Below are 18,439 nucleotides of genomic sequence, written 5' to 3'. Positions count from 1 at the left end.
GTTGATTTCAATTACGTTGATTGCGAATCCCAGAACTTCCTCATTGCAGCTCGGCGGCGGGCGTCCTCGGTCGTGACGTAGCGGGTGGTGGTATCAAGCGATGCGTGCCCCGCGTTTTGCTTGACGGCCTCGAGCGGTGCGCCAGCGGCCAATGCATGGGAAATATGGGTGTGCCGCATCCAGTGCGTGCTGGCTGCCGCGAGGCGCGCAGCGCCCCGGGCGTCGACCGCTTCCAATTCGGTCGCACAGGCCTGGAAGAACCGCTTGATCTGCCGGTACAACGTGGTTGCCGCCAATCCTGCCTCGGCGGGAGCCATGTCCACCTTTGCCCAGCCCCCTGCCCGTTCGACCTGGTCGGTTGCGTGGCCTAGCAGCGCCACCCCGCGGCACCGGGCAGGATCACTGGCGAATCCGCGCGATTCCAGGTACCCGCCCAAGGCGTTGACCGTGGCGTCCGGTACCGGCACGCGGCGCAGCTTGTTTCCCTTGCCGATCACCGTGAGCCACCAGCCCTCCTCCCGCTCGCCGGTACCGGGTTGGGCGAGGCTCACCCACTCCAGGTCATCCGTGCTGGCGGCGACCAGCTCCGACAGGCGCAGGCCCGTCGCGTACAGCAGGGGCAAGGCAACCTGCAACCGGCGATGGATGGACGTCGCCGGCAGGCGGGCGAGACACCCTTTGACGAAGGCCCACTGGTCTTCGGTCAGGCTGCGGCTGACGTCCAGTTCGGGTTTGGCGCTCGTCGGCACGTGGATGCCCTGCCACGGGTTGCCCGCCAGGTAGTTCTTGGCGTTCAGGTAGGTGTAGAGATTGGTCAGCACACCGATCGCGTAGCCTTGGGCACGGGGATTGAGCGGTCCCTCGAAAGGCCTCCACAGGGGTGTCCATCGTTCCCGCGAGCGCGGGCCACACCATTCCTTCGGCGGGTCGGCGAGGAAGTCCCGGTAGGCCATGCAATCGTCCGTGTCCATGGAGGACAGGGGCTTCCCGCGGGCCAACATCGACCACAGGAGGAAGCGCTCCGCCTCCTTCCGGTACGCGCGCTGGGTATTCGACAGGTAATGCAGCCAGTCGTAGGGCCCCTGCCCTGTGCCGACATCCTTGCGCTTTTCCCGCAGGCGCAAGATCCGATCCGGCGCCAGGCCGGGTTTGGACCGGAGCCAGGACAGCACGGCTTCGTAGTCGTTGTGGGCGTTGATGAGGCAGCGGGCCTGCGGCAGGCGGTAGGCGCCGTCCCGACCGTCCAGATGGGCGGGCAGCAGCAGCTTGTCGAGCGGGACCAGGGCGTTTTCCTTGCCGCGGGGAACGACCGTGGCCATCTCATGCGCATAACGCTTCCTGCGCGGCACCGCCACGTGGTTGCCGATCACCCGGCCCAGCGTCTCGGCGTGGGTGGCCAGGAAGGCTTCGATCGCCCTTGCCTTGCCGGCGCCGATCGCTGGCAGGCCGCGGGCCCAGCCGGTGCCCAGTCCATCGATGCGATCGAGCAGATCTGCGAGCGTCAGGGCCCCGGCCGCCTCCAGGCGCTCCGCGAGGGGCTCGGCCAGCCACGCCCGGCAAGCGTCGCCGGCGAGGACGGGCTGGGCGTACCGTTCTTCGAGCCAGTCGATCGCCTCGAGCTGGCGACGCATCATCCTGGCGCGCTTGGATTCCCGTTTGAGGGCGTTGCCATAGCGCTCCTCGTAGGCGGCCAGTTGCTCGGACTCGCCAAAGCCGTCCATGCCGGTCTCGGCCACAAATTCCTCGAGCGACGGCAGGCCCAGCCCCTTCTGGCCGATCTTCCGCAGGTCCCGGGCTTCCAGCTTCAAACGGCGGGCGGTACCGGGGCGCTGGGCCCGGGTTGCCGCAGCGATGAGCTCGCTGCGCAGCCACGCCGTGACCCGGCGGACCTTGGGGTGGGTGGCGAACGCGCGGGCGGCGGGATCCGCTTCGTCGTTGGCCGCCTCGCTCTCCTCGCCCTCCGGGGATCGGGCCAGCAACTCCTGATCGGCCTCGATCTCGCCCTCCTCCATCAGATAGCGTTCCCACATGGCCCGCGCGTGCAGCCCCTGGATGATGGCCCGCAGGAACCCGAAGTGTCCGCGATGCAGCTGCCGGCGCGTGACGGACCGGCGTCGCCGCAGGGGCGTATCGACGGCAGTCGCCGGCGCCGTCATGCCGAAGCCCCGCGCATGGCCCGGGTGCGTGCGCGGTGCTTGGCGAGGTAACCGCGCTGGCCAGCCGATGGTACGACCGCCAGCCGCAGTTCCGGTCTGAGGCCCAGCGCGTCACGCGCGGCTTCGTCCAGTTCGGGTGAAATCAGGATCTGGCCGTCGTCGTGGAAGGCGATCAGCCCGGTCTCGAACAGGCAGTCGAGGTTCGCGGCCAGCAGCAGGCCGTTGTCAATGTCGTGGCGGGCGGTCGGTGTGTCGGCGCAGTCCGCCCAGCGATGAATGTGCGCCGCGCGCAGGACGGCCGGGGTCGCGATGCCGGTCAGGACGCAGCGGCCGTGGACCTGGAGCAGCGCGTCGCGGAACCGTCCCTGCCCGATCCGGCCCCGCACCTGACGCGCCGCTTCCGTGGGCAACCCGCTCTGGGCGGCCAAGGCTTCCAGCGCGTCGTCAACAGGGTCAGGAGCGGCACGCAAGGCGCCCCCGGCTTCGGCGATCGCGGTCAGGTCTTGCGCAGAGGGCGTTTGGCCGGCCGGCAGACCGAGCAGGTCGGACGCTGGGTACGCCCGGCCGTCCAGGACCACTTGGAGCGGTTCGCTTTCGCCTTCGGCGGCGTCTGCGGCTTCAAGATCCCTCCCGACCAGCGCCGCTGCCGCGGCGCGCAATTCGCCGGCGCCCCAGGTGGGTTTGGTGCGGGTCGGTGTCCGGCCACGTTTCACCGGAAAGCCGAGCGACTCCAGGTGCGCGCGGTACTGCGCATATTCGACGGGTGTCATCTCCCGCTCGAAACGCAGCCCCGCCACGTCACAGGCCGCGGTGCCAAGCGTATATGGCCCGATCCAGAGCCCATTCACGCCTACCCGCCAGCCGGTCTCGTGCGGCTTGTGGGCAATCTGTTTTATCGAGATCAAGTGTTCCAGTTCCCGGGACAGTTCGGCGGCGCCGGCTTCCACGTGGTGCGCCTGGAGCCGCGACCAATCCGGACGCGTGTCGGAGCTCGTCTCCTGTCTGGCATTCCGCAGCGGGATATCCAGCGCCACCAGTCGCCGGCGGACGGCGGCGCCGGCCAGCGTTTTTGCCGTGAGGTCGCCGAAACCCGCCAGGCGGTGCGCGAGCGCCAGAATGGCCTTGTTCGGATACCACTGCCCCGCGATCAGCGCCTCCCACGGCGAATGTGACGCCAGCCCGGGGACCCGCTCGCCCGCCTGCCATGCGTCGGCGGCGGCCTCCAGGTGGGATTGGGTGACCTGCTGCAGAGTGTCGGGATCGCGGTCCATGTGGTTCAGGGTCGGTGGGCGCTGCCACCCGCCAGCCCAGCGCCGGCGCGGGTCACGCGCGAATGGGTCACATTATAGGCCCTGCCCTGTGCGGGATACTAGGTGACCCGTACCTTATTTTTTCTATGCTTGATAAGTGTAGTTATCATGCACACATAAAAAGTGCATTTTTGGCGGGGACTGGCACGAAAAGTACCTTATGAGGCATTTTGCAAGTGTGCCCATTTAGTTTGAGACGGGGATCGCGCCAACCTCAGCCCGCCGATGCCGATGCTGCGCGAGATGACGGGCCGACGAGGGAGGCGGGCGGCGGGCGGCGCGACGACTGCGCCGGCGAGTTTCCCGCCCTCTATATATAGAAGGGTTTGGGGAGTGCGGCGTGTCCAGGCGCATTTTGAAGGCGGCGTCGCCCGCCAACCCGTCCAGGGGCAAGGCAGGAATTTTCGAGTGAGCCTTTTTGGGTGCAGCAACCTCGCGCCCAATGGAAGCGCAATGCCTTTCACGGCGAGGAGTCTCCGGAGGCACGATAGTGAACAATTCGGAAAACTGCCGGTAGGCTCCGGCCTTGTCGCGGTCTGCAGAGGCGCATTCTGCGGATGGCGACGCCAACGCTTACCAAGGGTACGAAGCGCAATACCGAAGTACGCACTTTTTGACCGGACCAGCCTGCCCTGTAAACAACGCGCCAACGGCCCGCTCGACGCAGGGCCGAATGGCGAGCTGAGAGTGTGTCGTTCATTACGCAATTGTCACGCGCTGGAGCGGCGGCCTGGGGCATACTGGCCCGCCGCGGGCAGATCCGGCCGCGCTCGCTCAATCAAGCCGTCCCCCGCATGAAGCGCATCCTGGTAATCAAGATCACGTCGCTTGGCGACATGGTGCATACCCTGCCGCTGCTGTACGACCTGCGGCGCGCCTATCCGGAAGCCAAAATCGACTGGATTGCCGACGCGTCGTGCGCGGATATCCCCAACTGGGCGGTAGGCGTCGATCGTGTCATTGCGCCGCCCCTGCGCCAGTTCAAGAAGAATGGCCGCAAATGGCGCGACCTGCGCGGCATATTCAGCGCACTGATGTCGCTGCGCCGCGAGCGCTATGACGTGGCCATTGACGTTCACGGTGTCTACAAGAGTGCCATTGCGGCCAGGCTCGCCCGGACAAAGCGGCGCCTCGGCTATGCCGCCGAGTTCCTTGGCGAAGCAAAGGCGGTGTTCGCCTACACCGAGATTTTCGGGCCGCATGGCGATGCCAACTGCCGGCAGAAAATGCGCATGGTGGTGGCCAACGCGCTGGGCTACGACATCGAGCCGCACGAAACGGCCGAGCTTCGGGTGCCGGCACCGGCCACGCCGCTGAATGCCGACGGCGTGCCACGTGCGCTGCTGTTCCACGCGACGTCACTCGAAATCAAGAAATGGCCACAGGCGAACTGGGTGGAAGTTGGGCATCAGCTGGCCCGGCGCGGCTATCGCGTGCAGTTGCCCTGGGGCTCGCAGAAGGAGCAGCAGGAAGCCCAGGCGCTGGCTGCGGCCATCCCCGGCGCCGAGGTGCTGCCCCGCATGTCGATCACCGAGTGTGCGCAGCGCGTCGACGCGGCGTCACTGGTTGTCGGCATGGACACCGGCTTCGTGCATCTGGCGGACGCGCTTGGCAAGCCAACGGTGATGCTGTTCACCGCGACATCGCGTCCGCATTTTGGCGTCAACAAGCCAGGCCAGTCGGTGTCGGTCGGCGATAACGGCGCACCGCCTTCGGTCGACGGGGTGCTGCAGGCAATCCACTACGTCACCCATGCCAGTCCGGTGCCCGCGGGCAGCGCACCGCTTCAGGCCGCCGGCAGCGCATCGACGTAACGCCAGTATTCGAAATCCGCGATCGTCGTATTGCCGTTCATGGTGACGAGGTCAAGCATGAACGGCTGGCGCTGGATCATCCTGCAGATCAGGTAGTGCGAAGCGCGGGTTAGCCCAGACCGCGGCGCCACGGCGTCTTCCTGTTCCCTGCAAAAGCTCGGCGAAGCAAATGCACCCTGCCATGGTAGAAGGATCGCATCCCACGCTGTTGCACAGGACAACGCGCACTTGACATGGCCTACTGGCGCATACTCTAGAAGGACAGTTTCGCCACATCGCCTCAATGCCCATCATGCAGCTCGCCTTATTCCAGCGAAAAGCAAAGATCGATTTCGATCTCTCGGCACCCGCCCTTCTCGCGTTTTGGCCTGCTTTGGGAAAAATGCCGCCGCTCGTGCCCCTGCCCGGCTTCTGACGTCGGCAGAGAACACCGGACGCAAGCACGCCTCTTCCCGGATGTCGATTGAACCCTGCATTCAAAGGCGCGGTCGCCAACCTCTCGCGGATCAACGCGCCCTTTGCAGACCTGCCGGGTGCCTAACGGGACAGGGGGACACAGTCCAACATTGGCCCTCACCTTCCGCTGGCGGTCTACCGCCAAGGTTTACTCGTTCAATATCCTAGGCAACTTCTTCCACCCACCCACGTCGGATAGGGAGAATTCCGAGGTCGCGCTTGCCCATTCAGACCTGCCACCCTGAGCGCAATCTACTCACACGCTGACCCCAAAATCCCCCACCGCCTTATGCACCACGCAGGAAGCGCAGCCGTGCTTGCCGTGACCCTCCTATCAGATAGGGAATCCACCAATTCGGTAAACCCGCATTGACCTCCCCCACTAGCACGCCTTGCAGCTAGCCAGTATTAGATTTCCTGATACGGGACGCCGACCGCCCTTGGCTTATGCAACAGCCCATAAACTGAAATCACGCGGCAGATTTTCCGGCCTCCGATCAACGCCATTGTGCTTCGATCCGCCCTGCCTGCCGCCTGACACCGCGCGACAGCGCACCGCCATTCTGGCGGTATTAAAAAAGGAGACAAGACAATGAGGAAACTGATCGTATGGGCAACCGCCGCCCTGTCCGCTTTGACTGTGGTTCAGGCCTATGCACAAAGCCCCGCGCTGGATCGTATTAAGAACTCCGGTGTGCTACGCGTTGGCGTGAAGACCGACTACAAACCGTTCGGGTACCTCGATCCGAAGGGTGCCGTCGTTGGCCTGGAACCGGACTTGGCTGCAGATCTGGCGCAGAAACTGAAGGTAAAGCTGGAACTGGTTCCGGTCCAGACCGCCAACCGCATCGAGTTCCTGCAGCAAGGCCGCATCGATCTCATGATTGCCACCATGTCGGTCAACGACCAACGTCGGAAAGTGGTCGGCGTCATCGAGCCCTTCTATTACGCAGGCGGGACGAGCCTGCTCGCCCGAAAGTCCGCCGGCATCAAGACTTGGGAAGATGTCCGAGGCAAAGACATTTGTGGCACGCAAGGCGCGTACTACAACCGGGCAGTGGCGCAGAAGTACGGGGCGAACATCGTGGCATTCCCTGGGAACGTCGAAGCACTGAACGCCTTGTTGACGGGCTCCTGCGTCGGCTTCGTGCAGGACAGCACCCTCCTGGCCTCCATCATTTCAAGCGGCGAAGCGAAGTGGAATGACTACACGACGCCGTTGCCCGTTCAGGACCTTCAACCCTGGGCAATCGCTGTCCCCATCGGTGAACTCAACACGGCATACGGCGACTTCGTACGCAAGACCGTGACACAGTGGCACGCAAGCGGCTATCTGATCGAAGAGGAAAAGAAGTGGGGTCTCAAGCCCACCGAGTTCCTGAAGGAAAACCAGACGAAGTTGGCTGCAGGAAAGTGACAATGCTGGAAGCCGACCAAATGGACCTGGAAACGACCATCGCCCGATGGGTACACCGTTTCTCCATCGATCAAGCACCGGCAGGCGCCATCGGCGCAGCCACGCTATGTATTGCAGACGTCATGGGCGTCGCTCACGCCGGGTCGCGCACTGAGACCTACGGCCTTTGTTCCCGCACTGGATTTCATCAAGGCGGTTGCACGGTTATCGGCACGGGCGCGACTGCTGATGCACCGTCAGCAGCGTACCTGAATGCAGTGGCCTCGCATGTCCTGGACTTTGACGACACAAGCTACGCTGGAATCGTCCATGGGTCTGCCGTCATACTTCCTGCCGTTTTGGCTGTCGCCGAGGAAATCGGTGCCAACGGCCGCCAACTGCTGGAAGCGTTCATCTGTGCAGCCGAAGTCGAGTACACCCTGGGCCTGGCGCTCACCGAGACGCTGTACGCCCGCGGACACTGGACGACGGCGACGTTGGGCATCCTGGGGGCGACCGTCGGGGCTTGCAAGCTCTACGGTTTAGGCGTGGAGGAAGTCGCGAACGCCATTCGTCTCTCGATGAACATTCCCCTGGGGCTGCGCGCGACACACGGCTCCACCGGCAAACCGTTCCTCTGCGGTATGGCAGCCCGACTGGGCGTCGAGATGGCGCTTGCGGCCAAGGCCGGCATCGCGGGGAGCACCAATACCACACATCACGCTTTCGGCTTCATTAATACGGTGAACGGCGGACGGTTTCATGAAGACGCCATCGCCGGACTTGGAACCCGCTTTGCACTGATTTCACCAGGAATCGCTTTCAAGCTATACCCCCTGTGCTCCGCGACTCAGGCCGCGATCGAGGCCACGCTGATGATTGCCACCACCTTGCGACCGCGTGTCGCCGATATCGTCCGGATCCGTTGTCGAACCACGCCGCTGGCCGCTAGCTGCCTGCCATATCTGGAACCGACGGCGCCGTCAGAAGCTCAGTTCTCGATGACGTTCGCGATCGCCTGCGCGCTGTTGTACGGGCCGGTCTCTATCAACCATCTCAATATGGAAACGCTGCGCGACGAACGACTTCGCGTTCTGATGACGCACATCGAAATGATTGCCGATGCGGAACTCGTGGATCCGCGCGAGCGGGCAGACTATCCGGAAGGTGCCAGCGTTGAAATTACGCTCGCCAACGGCGAACGCTACAGCGAGACCATTCTTGCGGCCGAAGGCATGCCCCAAAAGCCCGCGTCGATCGACACCTTGTGCACGAAGTTCAAGGACTGCACGGCGCAAGTGCTGGAAGCTTCTGGCCGCGAGGCATTGTGGGATCGGCTGATGAGCATAGCCAGTCTGCCTGAAGCGCGCGATCTTCTGCGACCAGCTGCGCACGCCTAGGAGGCAAGATGGACATCGCAGAACTCTTTCGCGGCCTAAACAGCACTCAAGGCATCAATTTCTCGTTCTTTTACGACCAGTTCGACAAGGAGCTTCTTCTCCAGGGCATACGCTACACCGCCTGGCTGTCGGTGGCGTCGATCGTGGGAAGCCTGGTTGTGGGGGCGATCGGCGCCTACCTCCAGTTTTCGGGTGGAAAATTCGCCAGGAGTGCCGTCGACCTCTACGTGCAGGCTTTCCGAAACACGCCCCCGCTTGTCCAGCTCTATTTTTTCTACTTTGCGCTGGGCCCTGCGCTAACCGGTTTGCTCGGCGGCACCTCCCCCGTCCTGAGCAACGTAACTTGGGCGATCGTCTCGCTGACGTTCTATGCCGGTGCGTTCAACGTGGAAATCTTTCGTGCTGGCATGGAGGCCGTCCCCAACTCTACGCTTGAAGCAGCCGATGCACTTGGGATGAACAAGGGTCAGACGTTTCGCAAGGTGGTGCTGCCGCTGTCGTTGCGCATCAGCTTCGCCGGCCTGAATAACAACCTGGTGAACCTGATCAAGACGTCGACCAACGCCTTCGCCATTGCCGTGCCTGAGCTGCTTTATGCGTCCTCGCAAATCTGGTCAGAAAGCTTGAACGCGCTGGAGATGATGGTCTTTCTCCTCGTCTTCTACATCGCCGTTATTGGCGTTTTCACCTGGCTGATGCACAGGATCGAGCATGCCGTCGCAGTACCTGGCTGGGGAAAAGCATGAGCCCATACATGAAGTGTGCAACGTCAAAATGGTGGCCGGCGCTCGCGCTCTCGGCCTACGCAGGTTCCGCCCTGGCAAAGGATGGTGAGGCCGGCGCCGCGGCGCTGGGCAAGTGGCTCCCATTACTCCTGCAAGGCTTCGCCGTCGACGTAGGCATCAGCGCGGCATCGATGGCCATCGGAACCCTCCTCGGCGCAGGGCTGGGACTGGGGCAGATCGCGCAGCGTCGCCAGCTTCGAGTCGCTTCACAGTGGGTGACGCAGTTCTTCCGCAATGCGCCATGGCTCGTCCTGCTGTTTTTCTGCGTCTTACTGCTCCCCAACCAGTTCACGCTCTTGGGCACGGACATACCCTTTCCTGGCTGGGCCAAAGGCATCATTGGTCTTGCACTACCGGTCATGGGGAACGTCTCCGAGGTGGTGCGTGGCGGCATTCAGTCGATTCCTTCCGGCCAGTGGGAGGCCGCGGACTCCTTGGCGTTGAGCCGCTGGCAGATTCTTCGTCTGGTGGTGTTGCCCCAGGCCGTCAAGCGGATGGTTCCCCCTTGGATGAACGTCTACGCCATCCTGATGATGGCCACGCCGCTGGTGTCCATCGTTGGCGTCGAGGATAGCGTGACCGTGGCACGGGCCGTGTTGTCGGCTGAGAACAGCCCGGCACTCCTCATGCCTGTGTATGGGCTCCTCCTCATTCTCTTCTTTGCCTATTGCGCGCCCATTGCGCGCTGGACAAGACGGCTCGAAGCCCGCTTCGCCGTGGCATGACACATAAAAATGGAGACATTCGTGACTAACAATACTCGCGAGACCATCGTGAAAGTCGACCGCGTGACGAAGGCATTCGGCGCAAATCAGGTGCTCAAGGGCGTTTCGATGACCGTGGGCAAAGGGGAAGCCGTGGCGCTGATTGGGCCATCGGGTTCCGGCAAGTCGACGTTGCTGCGCTGCATCAATGGTCTCGTTCAGCCGGATAGCGGCGAGATCTATGCCGCGGGGCACAGGGTCCATGACCTTTCCGACAGTGCGAGACGCATTGCCTTGCGCAAGGACGTCTGCATGGTGTTTCAGCAGTACAACCTCTTCCCTCATATGACGGTGCTCGAGAACATCATGCTTGCGCCCGTCCAGGTTCTGAAGCAGCGCCCCGACGAAGTCCGCGAGCGCGCCATGACGCTGCTTGCAAAAGTCCGACTGACTGGCAAAGAGAACGCCTACCCCGGCCACCTCTCGGGCGGGCAACAGCAACGCGTGGCAATCGCACGAGCATTGGCCATGCGGCCTAGTGTAATGCTGTTCGACGAAGTCACTGCAGCACTGGATCCCGAGACCGTCAAAGAAGTCCTGATCACGATCCGAGAGCTGGTGCAGGAAGGCATGACCTGTGTCCTCGTGACCCACGAGATGAGGTTCGCCCGGGAAGTGGCCCACCACATTTATTTCACCGACAAAGGACTTATCGTGGAGCACGGCAAACCGGACGCATTTTTTGATGATCCGCAGGACTCCCGCACACGCGAGTTCCTGGGCCACGTACTGGCCTGAGTCTGCGTGTCAAATCAATTGACATGTTCAAACTGAAATCAGTGGAGCACTCTGTGACACAACAACGCACCCTTCCAGGCCGTTTTCGCTGGCTGATTACTCAATGCTTCATCCTTGCCGCTACGCTTTCGACGGGTGCGCATGCCCAGCCCACAGAAGCTGCATTGCCCCGTGTGGCGGTGCTGGCTACGGGAGGCACCATCGCGGGTACCGGCGCAAGCGAGACCCAAACGACCGCATACACCTCTGGCGTGCTGACCGCCGACGCGCTGCTTCGTTCCGTGCCATCGCTCGAAAAAGTCGCACGCGTGTCGGGTGAACAGATCTCAAACGTTGGCAGTGACAACATGACCAACGAGATTCTCCTGAAACTCGCAAAGCGCGTGAACGCCCTCCTGGCGCAGCCCGATATCGCCGGCGTTGTCATCACACACGGCACCGACACGTTGGAGGAGACGGCTTACTTCCTGAATCTGGTGGTCAAGAGCGACAAGCCGGTGGTCGTGACCGGCGCGATGCGCCCCTCGACGGCGATTAGCGCGGATGGGCCCAGTAACATCCTCCAGGCCGTTACGGTCGCCGCAGCCCCGTCTGCCCGCGGACGCGGTGTCATGATCGTGTTGAATGATCGTATTGGCGCTGCGCGGTATGTCACGAAGACCAATGCCAATTCTTTGGACACCTTCAAGGGGCAGGACGCGGGCTACCTCGGAACACTGGTCGATCAAGTCCCCTACTTCGAAACCACCACGGCAAAGCCTCACACCAAAGCCACGCCATTCGACGTCGCAAAACTCGATGTCTTGCCCGAAGTCGCGGTGATCGCGCACTATCAAAGTGACTCCGGATTCATGTACGAAGCCGCAGCAAACAACGGCATCAAAGGCATCATTGCCTCAGGTGTAGGCGCCGGTAGTGTTTCGCTGCGCGCCATCCCCTCCATCAAAAAGGCGATGGGGCAAGGCATCGTCGTCGTGCGTTCGTCACGGACCGGTGGTGGCTTTGTGCCAGATGATCCGGCATACCCTGGCCTCGTCGCAGATAGCCTGAACGAGGGTCGGCCGGAATTCGTGAAATTTTCGCCAAAGTTGCCTTAAGTATGTGATCCGAAACGTAAAAGTGGTTCTCTTCCTCGGGCCAAGGCACGGTTGTGTGGGCGATGCCGAGCCGTGACGCAGCTATCGCGTACGGATGTGTCAGCAGCTGAACTGCCCCGTGCAGGAGCGGCCCGGTATCCAGAATTCCTCTATGCCGCCGATCCGAAAACGAAATCGATCGACGTATCGAGCGGCGGCACCTTCCGCTGGAGATCCACCAAATAAGACCCGAGCCGGTTGATGTGGTCCTTCCGGTAAGGCGACAGCGCCTGGAGCACCTCGGCGTCGACAGGATGGCCCTTCATTTGCAACTCCTTCAGTTTGCGCGACATCCACTGCACGTTGTAGAGGATGACCATGTTCGCGACGAGCTGGTTGTACTTGATGACTTTGCGCTGTTCGTGCCGGACGTTTTCCGCGATGACGTCACCGCCGAACATCAGCCATTTCGCAAAATCGTTGAACTGTTCGCTCTTGTTCGTCGCGGCATGGATCGTCCGGCGCATTTCGGGGTCCTTGATGTAGCGCAGCAGGAACAGCGTGCGGATTACCCGCCCGAGCTCGCGGAACGCGAAATACAGCTTGTTCTTGACACTCTCGGAGCCGAGGCGCCGCAGGATCGTCGATGGCGTCATCCGGCCGGCTTTGATTGAGATGGCGACGCGCAGCATGTCCGACAAGTGCCTTTCGATGAGGGCCCAGTCGACGTTGCCGCGGAACAGTGATTCGATGTTGGTGTAGCGACGGCGCCGGTCCGCTTTGTAGAAGCGCAGTTCCTTGATGTCGCGGATGCGGGGCATTAGTTTGATGCCGAGCAGGTGTGCGAGTGCGAAGACCGGCGCGCTCTGCGCCTGGGTATCGCCATGGACCGTGTCCGGCTGCACGTCGGAGGTATTCTTGATCAGCCCGTCGAGGATGTAGACGGCTTCATGCACGCCACACGGAATGAAGTGGCTGAAGAGCGCGATGTACTTGTCCGACACGTGGTAGTAACCAATACCGCCATAGCCGCCGTACCGGATGTGATATTCGGACAGCAGATTTTGCTCGTAGAGATTCCATTTCGTGCCGTCGGCCGAAACTCGGCTTCCGGAACCCCAGAACTTCGGCAACGCAAACTGGTTGTAGGCGTTGATGACCCGGACGATGGCCTTGTCCAGGCGCTCTTCGGTCACGTGGCGCAGATTCAGCCAGGCGACCTGCTTGCGGCTGAGGTTCTTTACCGAGCGCGCCGTCTGCGCCGGTCCGAGATTGCACCCATAGCAGAACAGCGTCGTGATGAAGCGCTTGCGCGGCTCGTCGATCTTCGCCTCGAAGCCGGATAACGGGCCAAACAGCCGGTGCAGGTCGAGCCACTGTTCGGTTTCGGTCAGGATGTCAAGGATGCTGACCGGCCGCATCGACGCCGTGATGGCCTGGTCGATTAACATCTTGTTTGGCGGGTCGGGCTTCTTCTCGAGCTTGTGGAGAATCAGACCTTGGTCGCCAATCTCGACGTAGTCGTTCTCCGGAAAGGCAGCGTCGACCTCGTCGGCCAGTGCGCTGAGTTGGTCCTTCAGTTGCTGGACGAAGGCCCGGCTATCGACCGGGAAGTCGACGAGTTCGCCATAGCGCGGCAGTTCTTCGCGGAATTCGTCCCACGATACCTGGTGTTCGCGGGGATCATCGTACTGGTCGCTGTGCTCGACGTAAACGTCCCCGGAGTTGAGTTCACGCCTGAGCTGGCTGAACACGCATAACTCGAAATATTTCCGGTGCAGCAGTCGGGCGGTCCGCCCGTCCGGGAAGACAAATTTCTCCCACTTCTCTGGCATCCAGTCGAGCGGCAGCTCTGCGAGGTCGGCGTCGCCCAGCAGCAGGTATTCGCGACGTGAGGCCCGGTATTGCTGGACCCAAGCGAGCGCGCCGAGCAGGGCATCGTCCTGGGAGCTCGAGCGCAGTGACAGGAGATCGAGGCACTGGAACAGCAGTGACCGCAGATTCCTGTATGGGGCCAGCAGAAACGGGATGGCGTGATTGCCGGTATATGCGATGTGCTCGTTGCATCGGCTCAGGGCGTTGCCGGGATCGTCATTGAGGGATGCCCTCATGCGCGCAATGCGCTCGGCGGGCGGCGCCTCGTCGTCTTGCAGGATGTGGAGCACATCGCGAAACTGACTGACGAGCGATTCGAGCTCGTCAGCGTGCGCCAGCCGATACTGTTTCATGCGCAGTTCCGCCGTGCCTTCCAGGTTGCGGACCGTCTTGATGAAGATTTCCGCGACGTCATCAAGTGCCTTCTGCAGCTGCGCGAGGATGAATAGCACAGCAAGCGTGTAGCGCTTCGCCGGCTTGAGCATGCGCATCTCATGGACGTCGAGGGCCCGTGCTTCAAGGACGAGTTGCATGCGCTTGGGGACCGAGAGCATTTCCGGCGGCGGCGGTAGGCCGTCGGCCAGCTCGTTCAAGGCCTGAATGTGTTTGAGGAAGCTTGCGACCTCGCGCGGCCTCGGCCGTTTTGGTTCCCGCTTCAGTTCGTCCCAGGGCGTGCGTCCCGCCCGGTTGCTGAAGAGAGCGTCGAGGCGGGCTCTGAGCGGTTCGTCCAACGCGTCGGAGAAGGCCTGGTAGATGGTCTCGTGAAGCCGGCTGCGGGCGGAAGCCGCAATGCGCGAGAGGGTTGCCAGCGGCGGCAGTTCGTAGCGCTGCCTGATGAGCTCTTCGAGCAGAACGTTGATGATGTCCGGCAACTCTGCCTTCGTGCGCGCCGCGATGGCCGCGACGACAGCAAGCCATTCATGGGTAAGCGCATCAACGACGCGGATGCCGACAAATTCGCGCAGCACCTTCTGGTGCCGAGACTTGCTGCCCGACCTGTCATAGCGCTTGATTGTCGTGCGGGGCGGCGATCGGACCTTGAGCACCGAGCAAATATGGGCGACGATTTCGGGTGGCACGTCTGACATTGGCGGCATGTATCCCAGACGCTGAAGCAGTTTGAGCTGCGTCAGAATCAGCACGCGTGTTGGCGCTTGCCGGAACTGGCCATACACGAAGCGGATTTCGGCGGCGCTGGGCGTGTAGACTGCCCGCAACTCGTCTGCGGTGATCTCCGCTGGCAGTAACGGGTACGCGGTTTCGGAAATCTGGTTCATAGGTGCCGCGCGAATCGAGCCAGCCGGTACCGTTGCTGCATTTTCCGCCTGTCAGCGTTGCGGCAATCTGAGCGCGCCCGATAACACCGCAGTGGCAAGGTCCGCATCGCTCATGCCCATGATCCGGTCGATCGTGCCGTGCGACAGCTCGTCTGCCAGCGCGAGCAGATCGTCGAGCAGCGCCGCCAGCCGGTCGATCCGCGCGCTCAGATGAGCAAGGGCTTCGCGCTCCTGCGGTGTGAGCGGCCCGGATCGCCACCGTGCCACCTGCTCGCGCTGGATCGGCAGAAAATCCCGTTGTTCGCCGTAGACCTGGCGCGTCCGGGCCAGGGTGGCGTCGTCAAGCACATGGGGTCGCGACCGGCACCGGGTCAGGGCGTCGAAGGTGGCCTGTACCTCATCAATCTGCGCGCCGGCGAGATCCAGAATGACCGGCAGCGCAGCGATCGGCTGCCAGGCTGGTGGCTGTGGTTCGTTCGTGTTCATGAGGCTCGGTTTCCTGTCGGGCGGTTGCTCATGGCACTGCATCGGTCCAGCGCCCGCAGGCGATGACCGAAGGCCCGATTGTAGCGCGGGCGCTGACGCGCTCCGCGGTAGTCCGAAAACCGTTGCTCGCTGTTGGCTCAGCCGGCGCGACGCCTGGCTGTACGCGCTGGCGCAGACTCGTCGCGACCCTTGAGCTGGCCCTGCAGCAGGGCGACCTGTTGGGTCAGGGAATCGCGCTCACGCCGCAGTTCGCGCGTCTCTTCCATGACACTGGCGAGCTGTTTTTCATGCCGTTCGGCCAGCCGGCGGTGTTCAGCAGCGTCGGCGCTGAGCCGCTGCCCGTCAGCCACAAGTTGCTCGTTGCGCTGGCGGGTCTTCGCAAGGGCAGCTTCCGCGCGACGCTGGGCTTCGCGCGCTTCCTCGGTCTGCAGCATGACGAGCTTCTGCACGCCTTCGAGCCGGGCGGTAGCCTGGTCGACCTCCACCCGCAGGGCGGCCTCGTGTTCGGCGCGGGCGGTCCGCAGTGCTTCCAGTTCGCGGGCATGGGCGGACTGCGCTTCGCGCAAGGCCTGCTCTGCTTGCGCGCGCACGGCATCGCCCTCAGCCGCGGCGGCTTCGGCCCGTCGGATGGCAGCCTCCAGTTCGGCTTGGCCCCGGGCGTGAGCGGCCAGCGCGGTAGCGAGCCGCGCCTGCAGGTCGTCAACCTGGGCGCGAAGCGTTTGCACTTCCGCCTGCAACCCTGTGTTGGCGGCCTGCAGCGATTCGGCGCGCGTGATGGCGGCGGTCGCTTCGGCCTCAAACTCCCCGCTGCGCTGCGCGAAGACCTGTTCCCCCTGTTCGACGGCCAACGCCCAGACCGACAGCATGGCGTTGGCGACTGCTGGCGGCAGTGCGGCGGAGAGCGCGTCGTTGCGCGCCTGCTCGTCCTTCCACAGCTTCAGCTCGTCGTTGATGGTGGTGCGGCTGCCCTGGCGGATCTCGGCGTAGATCAGGTCGACGGTGAGTTCATGCGGGTGCCGGCCCGCGGAAACCAAGCGCGCGGCGGCGTCGCGGGTGCGTAGACGGGTATCGCTGATACGGCTCATGGGCGGAAGCGGGCTGAGAGGGTGGAATTTCGTGAATCTGACTGATGTATATGATCGTATTACGTTATATCTGTAATCACAAGCCGTAGAAATTTACGATAACGCGCATAATCGTAAGGTTACTAGGTGTACGATGCGGAACCCCATGAACCTGCCTGCCCCAGCCCCCGAATCGCTTCTGCTCGTCGCGCTGCCCGCCGCACTCGACGGCCATGACGGTACCAACCGCGCGCGCGGCGGCCACCGCCAGATCGCCGCCGACACCGATATCGAGGCCGTACGCCTGTGGCTTGCCGAGTACGCCAGCTCGCCGCACACGCTGCGCAGCTACCGAAAGGAAGTAGTACGGCTGCTCATCTGGGCAACGCGCACGTTGGGCAAGCCGCTCTCTAGCCTCACGCGCGAGGATTTCCTCCTGTACGAACGTTTCCTTGCCGCGCCAACGGCGGACTGGATCGACCCGGCGCTGCCGCGCCGCGGCGGCGCTCGGCGCCTGTTCGGGGGGCCGCTCGCCGAGGGCAGCCGCCGTCAAGCGCTCGGCATCCTCTCGGGTCTGTTGGACTACCTTGTCACGGCCGGCTACCTCGCAGGCAATCCGCTTGCCCTGCGCCGCAGCCGTTCAACGCGTGGCTCGCGCGCGCGACGCGTCGAGCGCTATCTCGATCATGCGCTGTGGCAGGTGGTGCTCGCGTCGATGGAGGGCTGGCCGCAGGGCACGCCGCGCGAGTGCCAGCATTACGAGCGCAGCCGCTGGGTGATGCGCTTCCTCTACCATACGGCGCTGCGCGCGAGCGAAGCCGCCCACGCGAAGGCAGCCGACTTTGTCCAGCGGCGCGGGCGCTGGTGGCTGTACGTTGTCGGCAAGGGCGGCGCCGAGGGCGAGGTACCAGTGAGCGACGCGTTGATGGCCGAGTTTGCTCGCTATCGCGCGTTCCACGGCCTGCCGCCGATGCCGGGGCCCGGTGACCTGAGCCCGGCCATCCTGAGCGTCGCCGGGGACGCGCAGCGGCACCTCACGCCGACGGCGGTCTATCTGATCGCGAAGGAAGTGTTCCGGCGGGCGGCCGCCGTGTTGGAGGCGAGCGATCCGGCCGGCGCGGCGACGCTGGCGCGTGCCTCGACGCACTGGCTGCGCCATTCCGCGGCTTCGCACCAGGCCGACGCGGGTACCGATATCCGCTTTATTCAGAAGAACCTGCGGCACGCCTCGATCGAGACGACCGGCATCTACCTGCACGCCGAGGACGACCGGCGGCATGCGCACACCGTGGGCGAGCAACAAGCTCAACCACCCACCGCGCCCGCCCCGCCACAGTAGGCGCGTATTGGCCCTGGCGTTCGTGAATCGCTCGGACCATCGGCCTCGAATGGATCGGCCTCGCCGGTTTGCGCTGGAGGGCGCCGCCGCCATGCGCACTGCCCAAAGCGCCGCGCTTGCGCGACTACCTACAGGCGTACGCACCGCCGTTGCCCCAATGCGGCGCTCATCGATCACGGCGCGCCAAAGCTCATGTCGGAACCCATTGGTCTCCCCGCACATCTATACTGCGAGCATGACCCGGGACTTGTGTCGTCGCAGATCGATGGCCACTTCGAACCTCGAAGGCCGCTTCCCAGCCAAGAGTTGTCGTTCGCTGGCCTGGCATCCCAGTCGTTCGAGCAAAGGCAGGGCTCCGAAACCTGTCCGCCGGCCTGCTCTTGCAACTCGGCCTTGGCTGTCGCCCTCCTGGAGGACAGGAACGGCTCCCGGCCGCCTTTTTCAAATATGCGTACCCGATCGACGAACGCGGGAATGCCATCATTCCGCTCCGAGCGCGCGGT

At 63.3% G+C, this 18,439-nt stretch carries 13 protein-coding genes; 8 read left to right on the top strand and 5 right to left on the bottom strand.

All coding sequences use genetic code 11. The features are described 5' to 3' along the window. Positions 1-11 precede the first annotated feature (11 nt). The gene (locus tag EHF44_RS00220) at positions 12-2,156 is read right to left on the bottom strand and encodes a phage integrase family protein (RefSeq protein WP_124682091.1); all 2,145 of its coding nucleotides are present in this window, start codon (positions 2,154-2,156) and stop codon (positions 12-14) included. Next, positions 2,153-3,427 carry an HNH endonuclease gene (locus EHF44_RS00215; RefSeq protein ID WP_124682090.1) on the bottom strand — a complete coding sequence of 425 codons (1,275 nt, stop codon included), beginning with the start codon at positions 3,425-3,427 and terminating at the stop codon, positions 2,153-2,155. Before EHF44_RS00215 ends, EHF44_RS00220 begins: the two co-directional genes overlap by 4 nt. An 833-nt stretch (positions 3,428-4,260) precedes the next feature. Between EHF44_RS00215 and waaC the strand changes: the two genes are divergently transcribed. From waaC to EHF44_RS00180, 7 genes are all read left to right on the top strand, one after another. Continuing rightward, a complete protein-coding gene (gene waaC / locus EHF44_RS00210) occupies positions 4,261-5,280 on the top strand; it encodes a lipopolysaccharide heptosyltransferase I (protein WP_017510559.1) in 1,020 nt (339 codons plus the stop codon). A 1,048-nt stretch (positions 5,281-6,328) separates the two neighbouring features. Beyond that, a complete protein-coding gene (locus tag EHF44_RS00205; RefSeq protein ID WP_017510556.1) occupies positions 6,329-7,153 on the top strand; it encodes a transporter substrate-binding domain-containing protein in 825 nt (274 codons plus the stop codon). Between the two features lie 2 nt (positions 7,154-7,155). Further along, entirely contained in the window at positions 7,156-8,532 is a 1,377-nt protein-coding gene (locus tag EHF44_RS00200) for an MmgE/PrpD family protein (protein WP_017510555.1), read from the top strand. An 8-nt stretch (positions 8,533-8,540) separates the two neighbouring features. Continuing rightward, a complete protein-coding gene (locus EHF44_RS00195) occupies positions 8,541-9,278 on the top strand; it encodes an amino acid ABC transporter permease (RefSeq protein WP_017510554.1) in 738 nt (245 codons plus the stop codon). Continuing rightward, a complete protein-coding gene (locus tag EHF44_RS00190; RefSeq protein WP_017510553.1) occupies positions 9,275-10,042 on the top strand; it encodes an amino acid ABC transporter permease in 768 nt (255 codons plus the stop codon). Before EHF44_RS00195 ends, EHF44_RS00190 begins: the two co-directional genes overlap by 4 nt. Before the next feature lie 21 nt (positions 10,043-10,063). Continuing rightward, positions 10,064-10,819: an amino acid ABC transporter ATP-binding protein gene (locus tag EHF44_RS00185; RefSeq protein ID WP_017510552.1), complete on the top strand. Its 756-nt coding sequence runs from the start codon at positions 10,064-10,066 to the stop codon at positions 10,817-10,819. A gap of 23 nt (positions 10,820-10,842) precedes the next feature. After that, a complete protein-coding gene (locus tag EHF44_RS00180; RefSeq protein ID WP_124682089.1) occupies positions 10,843-11,916 on the top strand; it encodes a type II asparaginase in 1,074 nt (357 codons plus the stop codon). 149 nt (positions 11,917-12,065) lie between these two features. Here the strand turns inward: EHF44_RS00180 and EHF44_RS00175 are convergent, their stop codons facing one another. The 3 genes from EHF44_RS00175 to EHF44_RS00165 form a co-directional block, all read right to left on the bottom strand. After that, positions 12,066-15,047, bottom strand: coding sequence for a Tn3 family transposase (locus EHF44_RS00175; RefSeq protein WP_124682088.1), 2,982 nt, complete (start codon positions 15,045-15,047; stop codon positions 12,066-12,068). 51 nt (positions 15,048-15,098) lie between these two features. Then, on the bottom strand, positions 15,099-15,533 hold the full coding sequence (locus EHF44_RS00170) for a hypothetical protein (RefSeq protein WP_124682087.1): 435 nt from the start codon (positions 15,531-15,533) through the stop codon (positions 15,099-15,101). A gap of 137 nt (positions 15,534-15,670) precedes the next feature. Then, positions 15,671-16,618 carry a DNA-binding protein gene (locus EHF44_RS00165; RefSeq protein WP_124682086.1) on the bottom strand — a complete coding sequence of 316 codons (948 nt, stop codon included), beginning with the start codon at positions 16,616-16,618 and terminating at the stop codon, positions 15,671-15,673. A 145-nt stretch (positions 16,619-16,763) separates the two neighbouring features. Here EHF44_RS00165 and EHF44_RS00160 point away from each other — a divergent pair, with 145 nt between their 5' ends. Continuing rightward, positions 16,764-17,936, top strand: coding sequence for a tyrosine-type recombinase/integrase (locus tag EHF44_RS00160; protein ID WP_124682085.1), 1,173 nt, complete (start codon positions 16,764-16,766; stop codon positions 17,934-17,936). Positions 17,937-18,439 lie beyond the last annotated feature (503 nt).

This window comes from Cupriavidus pauculus (assembly GCF_003854935.1).
Classification (GTDB): domain Bacteria; phylum Pseudomonadota; class Gammaproteobacteria; order Burkholderiales; family Burkholderiaceae; genus Cupriavidus; species Cupriavidus pauculus_C.
Note: the sequence above shows the minus strand (reverse complement) of the source record. Positions and strands in the feature narration are given on the sequence as shown.

Excerpts from the sequence above, each read along its gene's own strand:
- EHF44_RS00220 (WP_124682091.1), bottom strand. The coding sequence starts at position 2,156 with ATGACGGCGCCGGCGACTGCCGTCGATACGCCCCTGCGGCGACGCCGG.
- EHF44_RS00215 (WP_124682090.1), bottom strand. The coding sequence starts at position 3,427 with ATGGACCGCGATCCCGACACTCTGCAGCAGGTCACCCAATCCCACCTG.
- waaC (WP_017510559.1), top strand. The coding sequence starts at position 4,261 with ATGAAGCGCATCCTGGTAATCAAGATCACGTCGCTTGGCGACATGGTG.
- EHF44_RS00205 (WP_017510556.1), top strand. The coding sequence starts at position 6,329 with ATGAGGAAACTGATCGTATGGGCAACCGCCGCCCTGTCCGCTTTGACT.
- EHF44_RS00200 (WP_017510555.1), top strand. The coding sequence starts at position 7,156 with ATGCTGGAAGCCGACCAAATGGACCTGGAAACGACCATCGCCCGATGG.
- EHF44_RS00195 (WP_017510554.1), top strand. The coding sequence starts at position 8,541 with ATGGACATCGCAGAACTCTTTCGCGGCCTAAACAGCACTCAAGGCATC.
- EHF44_RS00190 (WP_017510553.1), top strand. The coding sequence starts at position 9,275 with ATGAGCCCATACATGAAGTGTGCAACGTCAAAATGGTGGCCGGCGCTC.
- EHF44_RS00180 (WP_124682089.1), top strand. The coding sequence starts at position 10,843 with ATGTTCAAACTGAAATCAGTGGAGCACTCTGTGACACAACAACGCACC.
- EHF44_RS00175 (WP_124682088.1), bottom strand. The coding sequence starts at position 15,047 with ATGAACCAGATTTCCGAAACCGCGTACCCGTTACTGCCAGCGGAGATC.
- EHF44_RS00170 (WP_124682087.1), bottom strand. The coding sequence starts at position 15,533 with ATGAACACGAACGAACCACAGCCACCAGCCTGGCAGCCGATCGCTGCG.
- EHF44_RS00165 (WP_124682086.1), bottom strand. The coding sequence starts at position 16,618 with ATGAGCCGTATCAGCGATACCCGTCTACGCACCCGCGACGCCGCCGCG.
- EHF44_RS00160 (WP_124682085.1), top strand. The coding sequence starts at position 16,764 with ATGAACCTGCCTGCCCCAGCCCCCGAATCGCTTCTGCTCGTCGCGCTG.